Genomic DNA, 15,046 nt, shown 5'->3' with positions numbered 1-15,046 from the left:
CGGCCCCGCGGTCCGGCCCCGGTATCGGCAGCACGCCGGTGCCGGGGCCTCACCCTGTGGATAACCTGCACGCATGACCACCGACCTGGCCCTGCTGTCCCGTGTCGCCTTCCGCGGCCGGGAGATCACCGCGCCCCGGCTGCGCGGGCTGTTGGCGTTGCTGGCGGAGGACCTGCGGGGCGGGTGCAGTACGGGGCGGCTGGCCGAGGGGCTGTGGGGGGACGACGGGGTGCCGGAGCGGCCGGGGAAGGCCGTGCAGGTGCTGGTGTCCCGGGTGCGGGGGCAGTTGGGGGCCGATGTCGTGGTGAGCACGCCCACCGGGTACCGGCTCGGGCTGGAGGCCGCGCGGGTCGACAGCTCCGCGCTGTTGCTGTTCGAGGCGGGCAGTGCCGAGCGGGCGCGGGGCGGGGATCACGCGGGGGCGTTGGCACAGGCCGAGGCGGGGCTGGCGCTGTGGGACGGGAGCGTGGGCGCCGGAGCAGGTGAGGATCTGCGTGATCCGGTCGTCGCGCTGCGCATGGCCCGGGTGCGGACCTTCCGTGCGCTGGTGCGGGCCCGGGCGCTCGCGCTCGCGCGGCTGGAGCGGCGGGAGGAAGCGGCCGGCCCGCTCGGGGAGTTGGCAAGCGAGACGCCCCGGGACGAGGAGGTGCTCGCCGAGTTGCTGCGGTGCGAGGCGGTGACCGTCGGGCGGGCCGCCGCGCTCGGGCGGTACGACGCCTACCGGCGCGGGTTGCGGGAGGAGCTGGGGACCGATCCCGGGCCCGGACTGCGGTCCGTGTACCAGGAGTTGCTCAAGGCGGACGCGCCGCCGGTCCGGCACGACGTCCCGCACGAGCCGAACCCCCTGCTCGGCCGGGACGCCGACATCGCCGCCGTCGGCGCGCTGCTGCGGGACGCCCGGGTGGTCACCGTCGTCGGCCCCGGCGGGCTGGGCAAGACCCGGCTCTCGCACGCGGTGAGCCGGGCCGCCGCCCAACCCGTGGTGCACTTCGTGCCGTTGGCCGGAGTCACCTCCGACGCCGACGTGGCCGACGAGGTCGCCTCGGCCGTCGGCGCCGGTGAGGGCGGGCGGTTCGCCGGGGGCGGGGACATGGTGAGCGGCATCGTCGCCGCGCTGGGCACCGGACCCGCCCTGCTCGTGCTGGACAACTGCGAGCACGTCGTCGACGGCGCCGCCGACCTCGTACGGGAACTCGTGTCACGGTCCCGGGAGTTGCGGATCCTGGCCACCAGCAGGGCACCGCTGGGGCTGAGTTCGGAGTCCGTGTACGCGCTGCCCGAGCTGTCGCTCGCCACCTCGGTCGAGCTCTTCGAGCAGCGGGCGCGGGCCGCTCGGCCCGGTGTCGAGCTGGATGCCGAGCGGGTCGCCGAGATCTGCCGGCACCTTGACGGTCTGCCGCTCGCCGTCGAACTCGCCGCGGCCCGCGTCCGGGTGCTGTCCGTGGCCGACATCTCGCGCCGGCTGCGGGACCGCTTCGCGCTGCTGCGCGGCGGCGCCCGGGACGCGCCCGAACGCCATCGCACCCTGCGGGCCGTGGTCGACTGGAGCTGGAACCTGCTGGAGAGCGACGGCCGGGCCGCGCTGCGCGCGCTGTCGGTGTTCCCCGGCGGCTTCTCCGAGGAGGCCGCAGAGTACGTGCTCGGCGAGAGCGGCGACGCGCTGTTCCTGCTGGAGCAGCTGGCCGGCCAGTCCCTGCTCAAGGTGGGCGACAGCCCCGCCGGCGTCCGCTTCCATCTCCTGGAGACGCTACGGGAGTTCAGTGCCGCCCGGCGCACCGAGGCCGGCGAGGACGACATCGTCACCGACCGGTTCCTGCTCTGGGCGCGGGACTTCGGGCGGGCCCACCACGACGCCCTGTTCAACACCGCCCCGTTGGCCGCCTGGCACCGCATCCGCGCCGAGCGGGACAACCTCGTCCTGGCCCTGCGCCACGCGCTGGCCCGCGCCGACGGACCCACCACGGCCGCGCTCACCGCCGTACTGGCCTCCCTGTGGGTCACCGACTCCAGCTTCGCCCGGGTCATCGCCCTGTGCGCCGAGACCGGCGGCCCGCTGTCCCACTTCCAGCCAGGACCCGACAGCCCCGAGGACGTGGAGACCGCCCGCACCGCCGCCACCATGTGCGCGGGCGCCCTCTTCATGGGCCTGGGCCCGCACGCCGTACGGCAGCTCGTCACCGTGCGCCGGCTGCCGGCCGCCCCGCCGGACACGGTCGTACGCGCGATGGCCACGGTGCTGAGGGCCACCCCGGACATGCGGCCGCCCGGGTACGCACGCCTCCAGGAACTGTGCGCGTCCGACGCGCCCCTGCTGTCGGGCATGGCCTGGGGCGTCCTCAGTTACGCCTATGAGGCCGAGCACGAGACCCTGCGCGCGCTGGAGTGCGCCCGCCATATGCCGGGCACCCTGGGGGAGTTGGCCAATCCGGCCATGCGGCTGCTCAGTCACGGGCGCATCAGCGAACTGTGCATGCAGGCCGAGCGGGGCGCCGAGGCGTACGACCATCTGCGGGCCGCGCTGCGCACGTTGGAGGAGTTCGACGGCTGGCCCGACTCGATCGGCGTCCGCTGGGGACTGGTCCTCGCCTGTCTGCAGCGCGGGGAGATCGACGAGGCGGAGTACTGGCTCGGGCTCGCGGCCCTGGACCAGCAGCCGGAGTCCGTCCGGCTCTACGCCCCCGATCTGGCCGCCCGCGCGGAGATCGCGCTGGCCCGCGGGCTGACCGAGGTCGGGCTCGGGCTGTGGCGGCGGGCGGTGGAGCGGATCCGGGAGGACAGCGCGGTGCTCGCCCTGCGCGACGGGGACCCGTTCGTGGACCCGTGGGTGCTGGTGGTGCAGTCGGCGGCGGTGGCCGCGCACGCGCAGCAGGGGCGGCCGGACCCGGTGGCGGCGCTGACGGCGCAGGTGCGGGCGCGGCTGCTCGCGATGCTGTCCGGCTCTTCCGGCTCTTCCGGCTCTTCCGGTTCTCCCGGTTCTCCCGGTTCTCCCGGCTCATCTGGTCCTACCGGCTCATCTGGCTCCACCGGCTCCGCCGACCTTGCGGAGAGCGGCTCCCCCCTCGAACTCCAGGTCCACGGCTCGATGGTGACCGCGCTCGGCTTCGCCGCGCTGTCCGAGGGCGACCCGGCGGGCGTACGGCTGCTGGCGCTGGCCGAACGGATGCCGGCGGTACGGGAGTTCCCCACCCTGTCCTCGGCCCGGACCCGGCAGGTGGCCCGGAACGCCGACAGGGCGGCCTACGACGACGCGAGGTCGACGTACGCCACCCTGAACCGGGAGGAGTTGCGGGCCGCGGTGCTGCACGAGCTCAGTGCCGGGGCTCGCGGTTGAACTTCGCCTTGGACCACAGGTAGCCGAGGACGGTCATGGCCAGGCACCAACCGACGGCCAGGAGTGCGTTCTTGGTGCCGATCTCCGTGCCCAGGAGCAGTCCGCGCAGGGTCTCGATGGCCGGCGAGAAGGGCTGGTACTCGGCGAACCAGCGGAACCAGCCCGGCATGGCGTCCACGGGTACGAACGCGCTGGACAGGAAGGGCAGCATCACCAGCGGGGTGCCGATGTTGCTGGCGCCCTCGGGGTTGGGGCTGATCAGGCCGATGCCGACGGCGAGCCAGGTCAGCGCGAGGCTGACCAGGGCCATCAGCCCGGCGGCGGCGATCCATTCCACGGGGGAGGCGTCGGGGCGGAACCCGATGGCCAGTCCGATGCCGAGGACGAGGACCAGCGCCGTCATGGTCTGGATCACGCTGCCGATGACGTGTCCGATCAGCACGGAGGCACGGGAGATCGCCATGGTGCGGAAGCGGGCCATGATGCCCTCGGTCATGTCGGTGCACACGGCCACCGCGGTGCCGAGCGAGGTCATGCTCACGGTCAGGCAGAGAATGCCGGGCACGAGGTAGGCGACGTACTCGGACCGGTCGGCGTGACCGCCGGTGAGACCGGCGCTCATCACGTTGCCGAAGACGTACACGAACAGCAGCAGCAGGATGACCGGGGTGAGCAGGAGGTTGAGGGTGAGGGAGGGGTAGCGGCGGGCGTGCAGGAGGTTGCGCCGCAGCATGGTCATGTTGTCGCGGAAGGCGTAGGTCGCGGTGCTCATCGGACGGTCTCCTTGGCGGCGGCGGAGTCGGTGGAGGCGGAGTCGGTGGAGGCGGAGTCGGTGGAGGCGGCGGCGTCACCGGACGCGCCGACGGGATTGCCGGTCAGGGCGAAGAACACGTCGTCCAGGTCCGGGGTGTGCACGGAGAGTTCGTCGGCCTCGATGCCGGCCGCGTCCAACCAGTCCAGGACGGCGCGCAGTTCGCGCTGGCTGCCGTCGCTGGGGATCTGCAGGGTGAGTGCCTCGTCGTCACGGGTGGTCTCGCGCAGGGCGGTCGCGGCCCGCTCGTACGCCACCGGGTCGGCGAACCGCAGCCGCACGTGACCGCCGGGGACCAGCCGCTTGAGCTCGGCGGCACTGCCCTCGGCGACCAGCTTGCCGCCGTTCAACACCGCGATCCGGTCGGCGAGTTGGTCGGCCTCCTCCAGGTACTGGGTGGTGAGGAAGACGGTCGTGCCGCCGGAGACCAGTTCGCGGATGATCTGCCACATGGTGTGCCGGGAGCGCGGGTCGAGACCGGTGGTCGGCTCGTCGAGGAAGATGATCCGCGGGCTGCCGACCAGGGTCATGGCGATGTCGAGCCGCCGCTTCATCCCGCCGGAGTAGGTGGACGCGGGCTTCTTCGCCGCCTCCACCAGGTCGAAGCGCTCCAGGAGTTCGGCGGTGACGCGCCGGCCCTCGCTCCTGGACAGGTGGTGCAGGTCGGCCATCAGGAGCATGTTCTCCTCGCCGGTGATCAGCCCGTCCACGGCGGAGAACTGACCGGTGACCCCGATCGCGCCCCGCACGGCCTGGGCCTCGCCGCCGATGTCGTACCCGTCGATCCGCGCCTGTCCGCCGTCGGCGGAGATCAGCGTGGACAGGATGTTGACCACGGTCGTCTTGCCCGCGCCGTTCGGTCCGAGGAGGGAGAAGATCGTGCCGGCCGGCACGGTCAGGTCGATGCCGTCGAGGACGGTCTTGTCCCCGTAGGCCTTGCGCAGCCCGGTGGCCGCGATCGCCGGCCGCTCGCCGGTGTGAGTGGTTGTCGTCATGCCGCAGAGCTTGCGGCCGGAGCGGTTCAGAACGGCTTCAGTGCGGTTTCAGCGGGCCCGGCGGTGGTTTCAGGATTCAGGACTCAGCCCTCGAACCGGTACCCCGTCCCCGGCTCGGTGATCAGATACCGCGGATGCGAGGGATCCGTCTCCAGCTTCCGCCGGAGTTGGGCCATGTACACGCGCAGGTAGTTGGTCCTGTTGCTGCGGGTCGCGCCCCAGACCTCCTGGAGGAGGTGTTTCTGGGTGACCAGGCGGCCCGGGTTGGTGATCAGGATCTCCAGGAGGTGCCATTCGGTGGGGGTGAGGCGGATGTCCCGGCCGTCGCGGACCGCCCGCTTGGCGAGCAGGTCGACGGTGAAGTCGGCCGTCTCCACGTAGGTCGGCCCGGTGTCGGCCGGGGGCTCCTCGGTGCGGCGGACCGCCGCCCGCAGCCGGGCGAGGAGTTCGTCCATGCTGAACGGCTTGGTGACGTAGTCGTCGGCGCCCGCGTCGAGGGCCGCGACCTTCTCGTCGGAGGCCTGCCGGGCCGACAGCACCAGGATCGGTACGCGGCTCCAGCTCCGCAGGCCCCTGATGACCTCGACCCCGTCCATGTCGGGCAGGCCGAGGTCGAGGACCACCACGTCCGGCCGGCCGGTGGCCGCCAGCCGGAGGCCAGTGGCGCCGTCGGGCGCCGCGTCCACTCCGTACCGGCGGGCCCGCATGTTGATCGCGAGCGCCCGCACCAGCTGCGGGTCGTCTTCCACTACCAGCACCCGGGTCATCAATCGCCCTTGGTCACAAGGTCCTTGAGGGCGATGTTGAGTTCGAGGACGTTGACCCGGGGCTCGCCCATGAAGCCGAGGGTGCGGCCCTCGGTGTGGTTCTTCACCAGCTTCTCCACCTGCGCGACCGAGAGGTGGTTCTTCTCGGCGACCCGGTGCGCCTGGAGCTCGGCGTAGGCCGGGGAGATGTCCGGGTCGAGGCCGGAGCCGGAGGAGGTGACGGCGTCGGCGGGGACCTGGGAGGGCCTGACGGTGTAGCCGGGCACCGAGTTGTCCTTGACGACCTTGGCCCTGGCGTCCTCCACCTGTTTGATCAGCACCTTGCTGTCGGCGGACAGGTTGGTGGCGCCGGACAGGATCAGCTTGTACTGGGTGTTGACCGAGTTCTCACCGAGGCCGTTCGCCGGGCGGGGCTGGAAGTAGTCGAGGCTGTAGCCCTGTTGGCCGATCAGGGACGAACCGACCACCTTGCCGGCCGACGTGATCTCGGAGCCGTTCGCCTTGTCGTTGAACAGTCCCTGGGCGATGCCGGTGACGACCAACGGATAGATGACACCGGTCACCAGGGTCAGCACGAGCAGGGCACGCAGGCCCGCCCCGAGCAACCGGGCCGTGTGGGATACGGAGTTGTTCATCGCGATCAGCACGCCTTTGAAGAGTTACAGCCCGGGGATGAGTGAGATGAGCAGGTCGATGACCTTGATGCCGATGAACGGGACGATCAGCCCGCCGATGCCGTAGATCGCGAGGTTGCGCCGCAGCATCCGGTCCGCGCTGACCGGCCGGTACCGCACGCCCCGCAGGGACAGCGGCACCAGCGCGATGATGACCAGCGCGTTGAAGACGACGGCCGACAGGATCGCGGAGTCGGGCGAGGACAGGTCCATGATGTTGAGCCTGTCCAGGCCCGGGTAGACCGCCGCGAACAGTGCCGGGATGATCGCGAAGTACTTCGCGACGTCGTTGGCGATGGAGAACGTCGTCAACGCGCCCCGGGTGATGAGGAGTTGCTTGCCGATCTCGACGATCTCGATGAGCTTGGTCGGGTTGGAGTCGAGGTCGACCATGTTGCCGGCCTCCTTGGCGGCCGACGTGCCCGTGTTCATCGCCACGCCCACGTCCGCCTGCGCGAGGGCCGGGGCGTCGTTCGTGCCGTCGCCGGTCATCGCGACCAGCTTGCCGCCTGCCTGCTCCCGCTTGATGAGCGCCATCTTGTCCTCGGGAGTGGCCTCCGCGAGGAAGTCGTCGACGCCCGCCTCCTCGGCGATCGCCTTGGCCGTCAACGGGTTGTCACCCGTGATCATGACGGTCCTGATGCCCATGCGGCGCAGCTCGTCGAACCGCTCGCGCATGCCGTCCTTGACGACGTCCTTGAGGTGGATGACGCCCAACACCCGGGCGCCCGCGGTGTCTTCGACGGCCACGAGCAGCGGCGTGCCGCCGGCTCCGGCGATCCGCTCGGTCAACTCCTGCGCCTCGGCGGTGACGTCGCCGCCCCGCTCCCGCACCCAGGTGATCACGGAACCGGCCGCGCCCTTGCGGATCCTGCGCCCGTCCACGTTGACGCCCGACATCCGGGTCTGCGCGGTGAACGCGATCCACTCGGCGTGCGCCAACTCGCCCTGGTGGCGCTCGCGCAGCCCGTACTTCTCCTTCGCCAGTACGACGACGGAGCGGCCCTCGGGCGTCTCGTCGGCCAGCGACGACAGCTGGGCCGCGTCGGCGAGTTCGGCCTCCGTGGTCCCGCGCACCGGCACGAACTCCGAAGCCTGCCGGTTGCCCAGCGTGATGGTGCCGGTCTTGTCGAGCAGCAGCGTGGAGACGTCACCGGCGGCCTCGACCGCACGGCCCGACATGGCAAGGACGTTGCGCTGCACCAGCCGGTCCATGCCCGCGATGCCGATCGCGGAGAGCAGGGCGCCGATGGTGGTCGGGATCAGGCAGACCAGCAGGGCGACCAGCACGATCATCGTCAGGTGGGTGCCCGCGTAGTCCGCGAACGGCGGCAGGGTCGCCACTGCGAGCAGGAAGACGATGGTCAGCGAGGCCAGCAGGATGTTCAGCGCGATCTCGTTCGGCGTCTTCTGCCGGGCCGCGCCCTCGACGAGGGCGATCATGCGGTCGATGAAGGTCTCGCCGGGCTTTGTCGTGATCTTGATGACGATCCGGTCGGAGAGGACCTTCGTGCCGCCGGTGACGGCCGAGCGGTCGCCGCCGGACTCGCGGATGACCGGCGCGGACTCGCCGGTGATGGCCGACTCGTCGACCGAGGCGACCCCTTCGACGACATCTCCGTCGCCGGGGATGACGTCACCGGCCTCACAGACGACCAGGTCGCCGATCCTGAGCCCGGTGCCGGGAACCTGCTCCTCATGGCCGTCGACCAGCCGCCGCGCGACGGTGTCGGTCTTGGCCTTGCGCAGGGTGTCGGCCTGCGCCTTGCCGCGGCCCTCGGCGACCGCCTCCGCCAGGTTGGCGAAGATCACGGTCAGCCAGAGCCAGGCGCTGATCGTCCAGCCGAACCAGTCGCCCGGGTCCTTGAAGGAGAAGACCGTGGTCAGCAGCGACCCGACCCACACCACGAACATGACGGGCGACTTGATCATCACCCGCGGGTCGAGCTTGCGGACCGCGTCCGGCAGCGACCGCAGCAGCTGCTTGGGGTCGAACAGACCCGCGCCGACACGGCTCTCGGCGGACTTGTGCCCGGTGGGTACGTCGTTGTGCGGCGCCCGGGTCGGGGTGGCAGTGGACATCGCGTCCTCTTGGTTCTCTGACGGGTTCTGCGACGGGTTCGCGGTACGGGTGCTCATGACGCCAGCCCCTCGGCCAGCGGTCCCAGCGCCAGGGCCGGGAAGTACGTCAGACCGACGATGATCAGAATCGCGCCCACCAACAGGCCGGTGAACAGCGGCTTCTCGGTGCGCAGCGTGCCCGCGGTGACCGGCACCGGCTTCTGCTCGCCGAGCGAACCGGCCAGCGCGAGGACGAACACCATCGGCAGGAACCGGCCGAGCAGCATCGCGAGCCCGAGCATCGTGTTGTACCAGTCGGTGTTCGCGTTCAGACCGGCGAAGGCCGAGCCGTTGTTGTTGGCCGCCGAGGTGAAGGCGTACAGCACTTCCGAGAAGCCGTGCGCGCCCGAGTTGAGCATCGAATTCGGCGGGGTGGGCAGGGCCATCGAGATCGCGGTGAGGACCAGCACCAGGGCCGGGGTGATCAGGATGTAGACGGCGGCCAGCTTGATCTCGCGGGAGCCGATCTTCTTGCCCAAATACTCCGGGGTGCGGCCGACCATCAGACCGGCGATGAACACCGCGATGATCGCCATGATGAGGATGCCGTAGAGGCCGGAGCCGGTACCGCCGGGCGCGATCTCGCCCAGCTGCATGCCCAGGATGGTGATACCGCCGCCGAAGCCGGTGAAGGACGAGTGGAAGGAGTCCACCGCGCCGGTCGAGGTGAGCGTCGTGGAGACCGCGAAGATCGACGAGGCGCCGACCCCGAAGCGGGTCTCCTTGCCCTCCAGCGCACCGCCGGCGATCCGCAGCGCGCCCTCGTGGTGGGCGAACTCGGTCCACATCATCAGGGCGACGAAGCCGACCCAGATGGTCGCCATCGTGGCGAGGATCGCGTAGCCCTGCTTCACGGAGCCGACCATGACGCCGAACGTGTGGGTCAGCGCGAACGGGATGACCAGCAGCAGAAAGATCTCGAACAGGTTGGTGAAGGGTGTCGGGTTCTCGAAGGGGTGGGCGGAGTTGGCGTTGAAGTAGCCGCCGCCGTTGGTGCCCAGCTCCTTGATGGCCTCCTGCGAGGCGACCGCGCCGCCGTTCCACTGCTGGTTGCCCCCCAAGAACTGACCGACCTCGTGAATGCCGGAGAAGTTCTGGATGGCACCGCACGCGACCAGCACGACCGCCGCGACGGCCGCCATCGGCACCAGGATGCGGATCGTGCCGCGCACCAGGTCCGACCAGAAGTTGCCGAGCTCACCGGTGCGCGAGCGCGCGAAGCCGCGCACCAGCGCCACCGCGACGGCGATGCCGACGGCCGCGGAGACGAAGTTCTGGACGGCGAGGCCGGCGGTCTGCACGACATGGCCCATGGCCTGCTCGCCGTAGTACGACTGCCAGTTGGTGTTGGACACGAAGGACGCGGCGGTGTTGAACGCCTGCGCCGGCTCGATCGAGGAGAAGCCGAGCGATCCGGGCAGCACGCCCTGAATCCGCTGGAGCAGGTACAGGAACAGCACACCGACCAGCGAGAACCCGATGACCCCGCGCAGATAGGCGGGCCAGCGCATCTCCGTGTCGGGGTCGGCGCCGATACCCTTGTAGATCCATCTCTCCACGCGCCAGTGCTTGTCGGAGGTGTAGACCCGGGCCATGTAGTTGCCGAGCGGGATGTAGGCGAGCGCCAGTGCGCCTATGAGGGCGAGCAGTTGGAGCACGCCGGCGAGTACGGGACCCATGGCGTCTCAGAACCTCTCCGGGAAGATCAGGGCGAGGACGAGATAGCCGAGCAGGGCGACGGCCACGACGAGTCCGACGATGTTCTCGGCGGTCACAGCTTGGTCACCCCCTTGGCGACGAGGGCCACCAGCGCGAAGACCGCGAGCGTGATGACTACGAAGGCCGTATCGGCCATCGCTGACTCCTGGGATGAGGTTCGGAAGGTGAGGACGCTTAGAGCAAAACGCCTGTCAGAGCGGTTTCGGCCACCGTTGACGCCTCCCTTACGGCGGCAGACGCTCCCTTGACGGGACTCTTACGACGCAGCGCGCCGGCACCCCGGCCGGGCGGGCGGTAACCGCTGGTGGGCCGGTGCCGCGTTACCCCGATCGGCGGTACGTCGTTTCCGTCAGGGCGGCGCGGCGGCCGCCGCCCAGGACAGGAGACGGATCAGTGACCCCGGACGGCACCTGCGGCATACGGCGTCTGGCACTGACCCTGGGCGCCGCGCTCCTGGCCCTGGCCACGCTGGCGGGCCCGGCGAGCGTGCCCCTCGGTGAGGGCGGAGCGGGTGAGGACGGGATGTACGCGTCCGGCGCGCCGGCAACCCGCCCCGCCGCCACCCCCTTCGGCGCGTATCTCGGGTACGGCCCCGCGGGCGTCCGGCGGATGGCCGGCCTGGCGGGCTGGCTCGGCCGGGGGGCGCCGGCCCCGCGGGTCGGCCGGGAGTACCTGTCCGGCGACCGCTGGCGGGGCATCGAGGGGTCCGACGCCCAGTTGTCACCCTGGGGGACCTGGCGCCGAGCCCGCGAGGACCGCCTCTTCGTCCTCAACGTCCCGATGCTGCCCCGCAACGAGTCCCACCTCCCCGACCGAACGGTCCGCGCGGAACTCCGCCGCGGCGCCCAAGGCCACCACGACCCCCACTTCCGCGCGCTGGCCGAACGCCTGGTCCGCCTGGGTCTGCCGGACACCGTCCTCGTCGTCGGCTGGGAGATGAACGGCATCACGTACACCCACCGCTGCGGTCCGGACCCGGCGGCCTGGCGGACGTACTGGCGCCGGATCGTCGGCGCGATGCGCTCGGTCCCCGGCCAGCGCTTCCGCTTCGACTTCGCCCCCAACCGGGGCCGCGACGCCATCCCTTGGCCCCGCTGCTACCCCGGTGACCCCTACGTCGACATCATCGGCATGGACGCCTACGACTCCCCGCACGGCATGCCCTTCCGCACCCAGCTCCGCGAACCGTACGGCCTGGCGGCACAGCTCCGCTTCGCCCGAACCCACGGCAAGCCGGTGTCGTACCCGGAATGGGGCCTGTACAAGAACGGCGACAACCCGGCCTACATCCGCGGCATGCTCGCGTGGATCGCCCGCGTGCGCCCGGTGTACCAGTCGATCACCGACTACTGCCCGCACGGGGTGTGGGGGTGCGGGGGGAATCCGCGGGCTTCGGGGGTGTATCGGCGCGGGATGGGGCGCTGACCTGCTCGTGGCCCACGGCCCCGGTCACCGTGCCCGGCGCGACTCCTCCAAGTACTGCAGTACCGCCGCCACCCGGCGGTCCACCCGGTCCGTCGGGGAGAGGTCCAGTTTGGCGAAGATGCTGCGGATGTGTTTGTGGACCGCGCCGTCGGTGACGACGAGGCGTTCGGCGATGGCGGTGTTGCCGAGGCCTTCGGCCATCAGGGTCAGGACGTCTCGTTCGCGGGGGCTGAGGCGGTCCAGGCGGGTGTCCTGGTGGGAGCGGGTGAAGAGTTGGGCGACGACCTCGGGGTCGATGGCCGTGCCGCCCGCGGCGACACGGTGCAGGGCGTCGAGGAACTCCTCGACACGGCCCACCCGTTCCTTGAGGAGATAGCCGAGGCCGTTCACCCCGCCGCTCAACAGCTCGGTGGCGAAGCTCTGTTCGACATAGGCCGACAGGACGAGTACGGCCAGGCCGGGGTGCCGGCGCCGGGCCTCCACCGCCGCTCGGATCCCCTCGTCGGTGTGGGTGGGCGGCATCCGTACGTCGAGGATCGCCACGTCCGGCTTGTGGGTGTCGATGGCGACCAGGGCCTCCTCGGCATTGCCGGCCTTCGCCACCACGTCGAGCCCCTCCGCGCCCAGCAACAGGGCCACGCCCTCCCGCAGCAGCGGGTCGTCCTCGGCCATCACCACGCGCATGTCAGTGTCCGGTCCTCAGTTCATGTCGCACGTCGATCGCCCGTGTCCACAGTCGATGTCCCTCATCCACAGGGGAGTTCGGCCTCCAGTCGCGTCGGGCCGCCCCTCGGGCTCGTGACGCGGAGCGTACCGTCGAGGGCCGCTGTCCGGCGGCGGATGCCGGTCAGACCCGAGCCGCCGTCCTCGTCGGCGCCCCCGCGACCGTCGTCCTCGACGAGGAGCAGCAGGCGCCCGCCGCGCGCGCGGACCGTGACCGTCGCCCGGGTCGCGCCGCTGTGCTTGGCGATGTTCGTCAGCGCCTCCGCGACCACGAAGTACGCCGTCGCCTCGACGGAGGCCGCACACCGCTGCGGTACGTCCACGTCCGTCCGGCACGGCACCGCGCACTCCGCCGCGAGCCCCGAGAGCGCGCCCGCCAGACCCCGGTCGTCCAGGACCGGCGGGAGGATGCTGCGGGAGACGCTGCGCAGTTCGGCGAGGGCGTGTTCGGCGGCGGACTGGGCGCGTTCGAGGAGTTCGTCGGCGGCGTCCGGGTCGCGAGCCACCTGGCGGCGGGCCGCTCCGAGCAACACCGTGACGGTGACGAGCCGGTTCTGGGTGCCGTCGTGCAACGAGCGCTCGATGCGCCGGAGTTCGATCGCGTGCGCGTCCAGCGCGGCGGCCCGCGTGGCCGTCAGCTCCGCGACCCGCAGCGAGAGATCGACGTCCGGGCCGGCCGCGAGCAGGCGACGGCCCGGATCGGCCTGCAGCCGTGCCATCACCGGGCTCAGGCCCAGCATGATCGCGATCCAGCCCACGCCCAGCGGCAGCACGGCGAGCGCGTCCAGCCAGGAGTGCGCGCTGCCGATCCCGATCGACGTACTCGTCCCGCCCTCCGGCAGCAGCTTCCACCACAGCGGAAACGTGCTGTCGCGTACGGCGGACAGCGGGAGGACGACTCCCAGGAAGCCCAGGAGCAGGCCCAGACTCGCGTGCCGGGCCGTCCAGCGCAGTTCGCGGCGGGTGGTGGCGTCGGTGAGGGCGAGCCGTAGGCGGGTGGGCGGTGGTTCGGGGGCGATCACCTCGGCGCCGGCCCGGTCCAGGCGGGCGCGTTCCCGGCCGGCCAGCGCGTGCAGCGCGCGCAGCGACAGGGGGGCCAGGAGCAGGCCCACACCGACGACCGCGGTCACCGCCGTCACCGCCAGCAGAAACAGCACGCCCAGCGCCTGCACCGCCGTGACGAACCCGCCGGCGAGCTGCGCGATCGCGGCGCCGGCCGCCTTCACGGTGCGTACGACGGTTTCCTGAACGGACGTCGGTGTGGATGTCGCGGGCGCGTCTGCCATCGGTTCGGCTCTCCTCTCGTCGCGGACGACCCTATGAGGGAAAGGAGTGCGCCGTCGCCCTCCCGGGCGGGAAGTACAGCCTGCTGTACCTGGAACCCGGCGGCCCACGGGATCGGCCGCGAGGGGTCGCGATCCATAGCGTTTGGGCACGTCAGCAACCCCGGCCGCCCACAGGAGCTTCCGATGCCGCACACGGACCCGTACCGCTTCACCTCCACACCCCCCGCCCCCGCCGACACCTCCGACGGCATCACCCGCGCCGACATCGCCCGCACCCTCCTCTGGGCCGTCGTCGTGATCAGCGCGGTCACCAACATGGCGCTGTCCTACGGCGGTTCGGGCACCGTGCCGCACCTCGCGGCCGGCATCGTCACCGTCCTGTCCGCCGGCACGCTGGTCGTGCGCAGCCTGCGGGGTCGACGCAAGTGAGCACTCGATTCGCGGCCGACCCGACCGCCTCCCCCACCACCCCCGCCATCGCCCTCGACCAGGTCGCCAAGACCTACGCCGGCGGCGTCCACGCCCTCGCCGACGTCTCGCTCACCGTCCCGCGCGGCACCTTCCTCGCCGTGATGGGGCCCTCCGGCTCCGGCAAGAGCACGCTCATGCACTGTGCCGCCGGGCTGGACTCGCCGACCTCGGGCAGCATCCGCATCGACGGCCACGAGATCGCGGGCCTGAACGAGACCCGCCGTACCGAACTGCGCCGCGAGCGCGTCGGTTTCGTCTTCCAGGCCTACAACCTGATCCCCTCCCTCAGCATCGCCGACAACATCACGCTCCCGCTGCGCCTCGCGGGCCGCCGCCCCGACGACCAGTGGCTGCACACCCTGGTCGGCCGGGTCGGCCTCGCCGACCGCCTCACCCACCGCCCCGCCGAGCTCTCCGGCGGCCAGCAGCAACGCGCCGCCGTGGTCAGGGCGTTGGCGGCCAGGCCCGCCGTCGTGTTCGCCGACGAGCCGACCGGCGCGCTCGATCTGCGCAGCGCCCACCAAGTCCTGGACCTGCTGCGCGACCTCGTCGACGAGCTGGGCCAGACGGTGGTCATGGTCACCCACGACCCGGCCGCCGCGGCCCGCGCGCACCGCGCCCTGGTGATGGCGGACGGCCAGGTCGTCGAGTCCCTGGACCACCCGACCGCCCCCGAACTGGCCGACCGTCTCGTCGCCCTGGGCGAGAAGTAGAGAAGGGGGA

13 protein-coding genes are annotated in these 15,046 nt (G+C 71.5%); 4 read left to right on the top strand and 9 right to left on the bottom strand.

The window, feature by feature from the left end; all coding sequences use genetic code 11:
- Window positions 1-73: 73 nt before the first annotated feature.
- Complete coding sequence (locus ACIQI8_RS30290; protein ID WP_402357027.1) at window positions 74-3,331, top strand: ATP-binding protein; 3,258 nt, start codon at window positions 74-76, stop codon at window positions 3,329-3,331.
- Here the strand turns inward: ACIQI8_RS30290 and ACIQI8_RS30285 are convergent.
- From ACIQI8_RS30285 to kdpF, 7 genes are all read right to left on the bottom strand, one after another.
- Complete coding sequence (locus ACIQI8_RS30285) at window positions 3,309-4,103, bottom strand: ABC transporter permease (RefSeq protein WP_402357024.1); 795 nt, start codon at window positions 4,101-4,103, stop codon at window positions 3,309-3,311. The two genes, ACIQI8_RS30290 and ACIQI8_RS30285, sit on opposite strands and share 23 nt — an antisense overlap.
- Complete coding sequence (locus ACIQI8_RS30280; RefSeq protein WP_402357021.1) at window positions 4,100-5,137, bottom strand: ATP-binding cassette domain-containing protein; 1,038 nt, start codon at window positions 5,135-5,137, stop codon at window positions 4,100-4,102. The genes ACIQI8_RS30285 and ACIQI8_RS30280 overlap by 4 nt, the downstream gene beginning before the upstream one ends.
- An 83-nt stretch (window positions 5,138-5,220) precedes the next feature.
- Window positions 5,221-5,904 (bottom strand): response regulator, encoded by a 684-nt coding sequence (locus ACIQI8_RS30275; RefSeq protein WP_402357019.1) that lies wholly within the window; start codon window positions 5,902-5,904, stop codon window positions 5,221-5,223.
- The gene (locus tag ACIQI8_RS30270) at window positions 5,904-6,539 is read right to left on the bottom strand and encodes a potassium-transporting ATPase subunit C (RefSeq protein ID WP_402357952.1); all 636 of its coding nucleotides are present in this window, start codon (window positions 6,537-6,539) and stop codon (window positions 5,904-5,906) included. Before ACIQI8_RS30270 ends, ACIQI8_RS30275 begins: the two co-directional genes overlap by 1 nt.
- 24 nt (window positions 6,540-6,563) lie before the next feature.
- Complete coding sequence (gene kdpB, locus ACIQI8_RS30265; protein ID WP_402357016.1) at window positions 6,564-8,660, bottom strand: potassium-transporting ATPase subunit KdpB; 2,097 nt, start codon at window positions 8,658-8,660, stop codon at window positions 6,564-6,566.
- Between the two features lie 53 nt (window positions 8,661-8,713).
- Window positions 8,714-10,378 (bottom strand): potassium-transporting ATPase subunit KdpA, encoded by a 1,665-nt coding sequence (gene kdpA / locus ACIQI8_RS30260; protein WP_402357013.1) that lies wholly within the window; start codon window positions 10,376-10,378, stop codon window positions 8,714-8,716.
- Between the two features lie 6 nt (window positions 10,379-10,384).
- The gene (kdpF, locus tag ACIQI8_RS30255) at window positions 10,385-10,474 is read right to left on the bottom strand and encodes a K(+)-transporting ATPase subunit F (RefSeq protein ID WP_016434100.1); all 90 of its coding nucleotides are present in this window, start codon (window positions 10,472-10,474) and stop codon (window positions 10,385-10,387) included.
- A 337-nt stretch (window positions 10,475-10,811) separates the two neighbouring features.
- Between kdpF and ACIQI8_RS30250 the strand changes: the two genes are divergently transcribed.
- Window positions 10,812-11,843 (top strand): glycoside hydrolase family 26 protein, encoded by a 1,032-nt coding sequence (locus ACIQI8_RS30250; RefSeq protein WP_402357010.1) that lies wholly within the window; start codon window positions 10,812-10,814, stop codon window positions 11,841-11,843.
- Window positions 11,844-11,867: 24 nt separating this feature from the next.
- Here ACIQI8_RS30250 and ACIQI8_RS30245 read toward each other — a convergent pair whose 3' ends face one another.
- On the bottom strand, window positions 11,868-12,527 hold the full coding sequence (locus ACIQI8_RS30245; protein ID WP_402357007.1) for a response regulator: 660 nt from the start codon (window positions 12,525-12,527) through the stop codon (window positions 11,868-11,870).
- A gap of 62 nt (window positions 12,528-12,589) precedes the next feature.
- A complete protein-coding gene (locus ACIQI8_RS30240; protein WP_402357004.1) occupies window positions 12,590-13,852 on the bottom strand; it encodes a sensor histidine kinase in 1,263 nt (420 codons plus the stop codon).
- A gap of 183 nt (window positions 13,853-14,035) precedes the next feature.
- Here ACIQI8_RS30240 and ACIQI8_RS30235 point away from each other — a divergent pair, with 183 nt between their 5' ends.
- Both ACIQI8_RS30235 and ACIQI8_RS30230 read left to right on the top strand, forming a co-directional pair.
- A complete protein-coding gene (locus ACIQI8_RS30235; RefSeq protein ID WP_402357001.1) occupies window positions 14,036-14,281 on the top strand; it encodes a hypothetical protein in 246 nt (81 codons plus the stop codon).
- Entirely contained in the window at window positions 14,278-15,036 is a 759-nt protein-coding gene (locus ACIQI8_RS30230) for an ABC transporter ATP-binding protein (protein WP_402356998.1), read from the top strand. Before ACIQI8_RS30235 ends, ACIQI8_RS30230 begins: the two co-directional genes overlap by 4 nt.
- The last annotated feature ends 10 nt before the right edge of the window (window positions 15,037-15,046 follow it).

It is taken from the genome of Streptomyces sp. NPDC092369 (genome assembly GCF_044755245.1).
GTDB lineage: Bacteria > Actinomycetota > Actinomycetes > Streptomycetales > Streptomycetaceae > Streptomyces.
This window is presented reverse-complemented; position numbering and strand designations above follow the sequence as displayed.

Excerpts from the sequence above, each read along its gene's own strand:
- ACIQI8_RS30290 (WP_402357027.1), top strand. The coding sequence starts at position 74 with ATGACCACCGACCTGGCCCTGCTGTCCCGTGTCGCCTTCCGCGGCCGG.
- ACIQI8_RS30285 (WP_402357024.1), bottom strand. The coding sequence starts at position 4,103 with ATGAGCACCGCGACCTACGCCTTCCGCGACAACATGACCATGCTGCGG.
- ACIQI8_RS30280 (WP_402357021.1), bottom strand. The coding sequence starts at position 5,137 with ATGACGACAACCACTCACACCGGCGAGCGGCCGGCGATCGCGGCCACC.
- ACIQI8_RS30275 (WP_402357019.1), bottom strand. The coding sequence starts at position 5,904 with ATGACCCGGGTGCTGGTAGTGGAAGACGACCCGCAGCTGGTGCGGGCG.
- ACIQI8_RS30270 (WP_402357952.1), bottom strand. The coding sequence starts at position 6,539 with ATGAACAACTCCGTATCCCACACGGCCCGGTTGCTCGGGGCGGGCCTG.
- kdpB (WP_402357016.1), bottom strand. The coding sequence starts at position 8,660 with ATGTCCACTGCCACCCCGACCCGGGCGCCGCACAACGACGTACCCACC.
- kdpA (WP_402357013.1), bottom strand. The coding sequence starts at position 10,378 with ATGGGTCCCGTACTCGCCGGCGTGCTCCAACTGCTCGCCCTCATAGGC.
- ACIQI8_RS30245 (WP_402357007.1), bottom strand. The coding sequence starts at position 12,527 with ATGCGCGTGGTGATGGCCGAGGACGACCCGCTGCTGCGGGAGGGCGTG.
- ACIQI8_RS30240 (WP_402357004.1), bottom strand. The coding sequence starts at position 13,852 with ATGGCAGACGCGCCCGCGACATCCACACCGACGTCCGTTCAGGAAACC.
- ACIQI8_RS30235 (WP_402357001.1), top strand. The coding sequence starts at position 14,036 with ATGCCGCACACGGACCCGTACCGCTTCACCTCCACACCCCCCGCCCCC.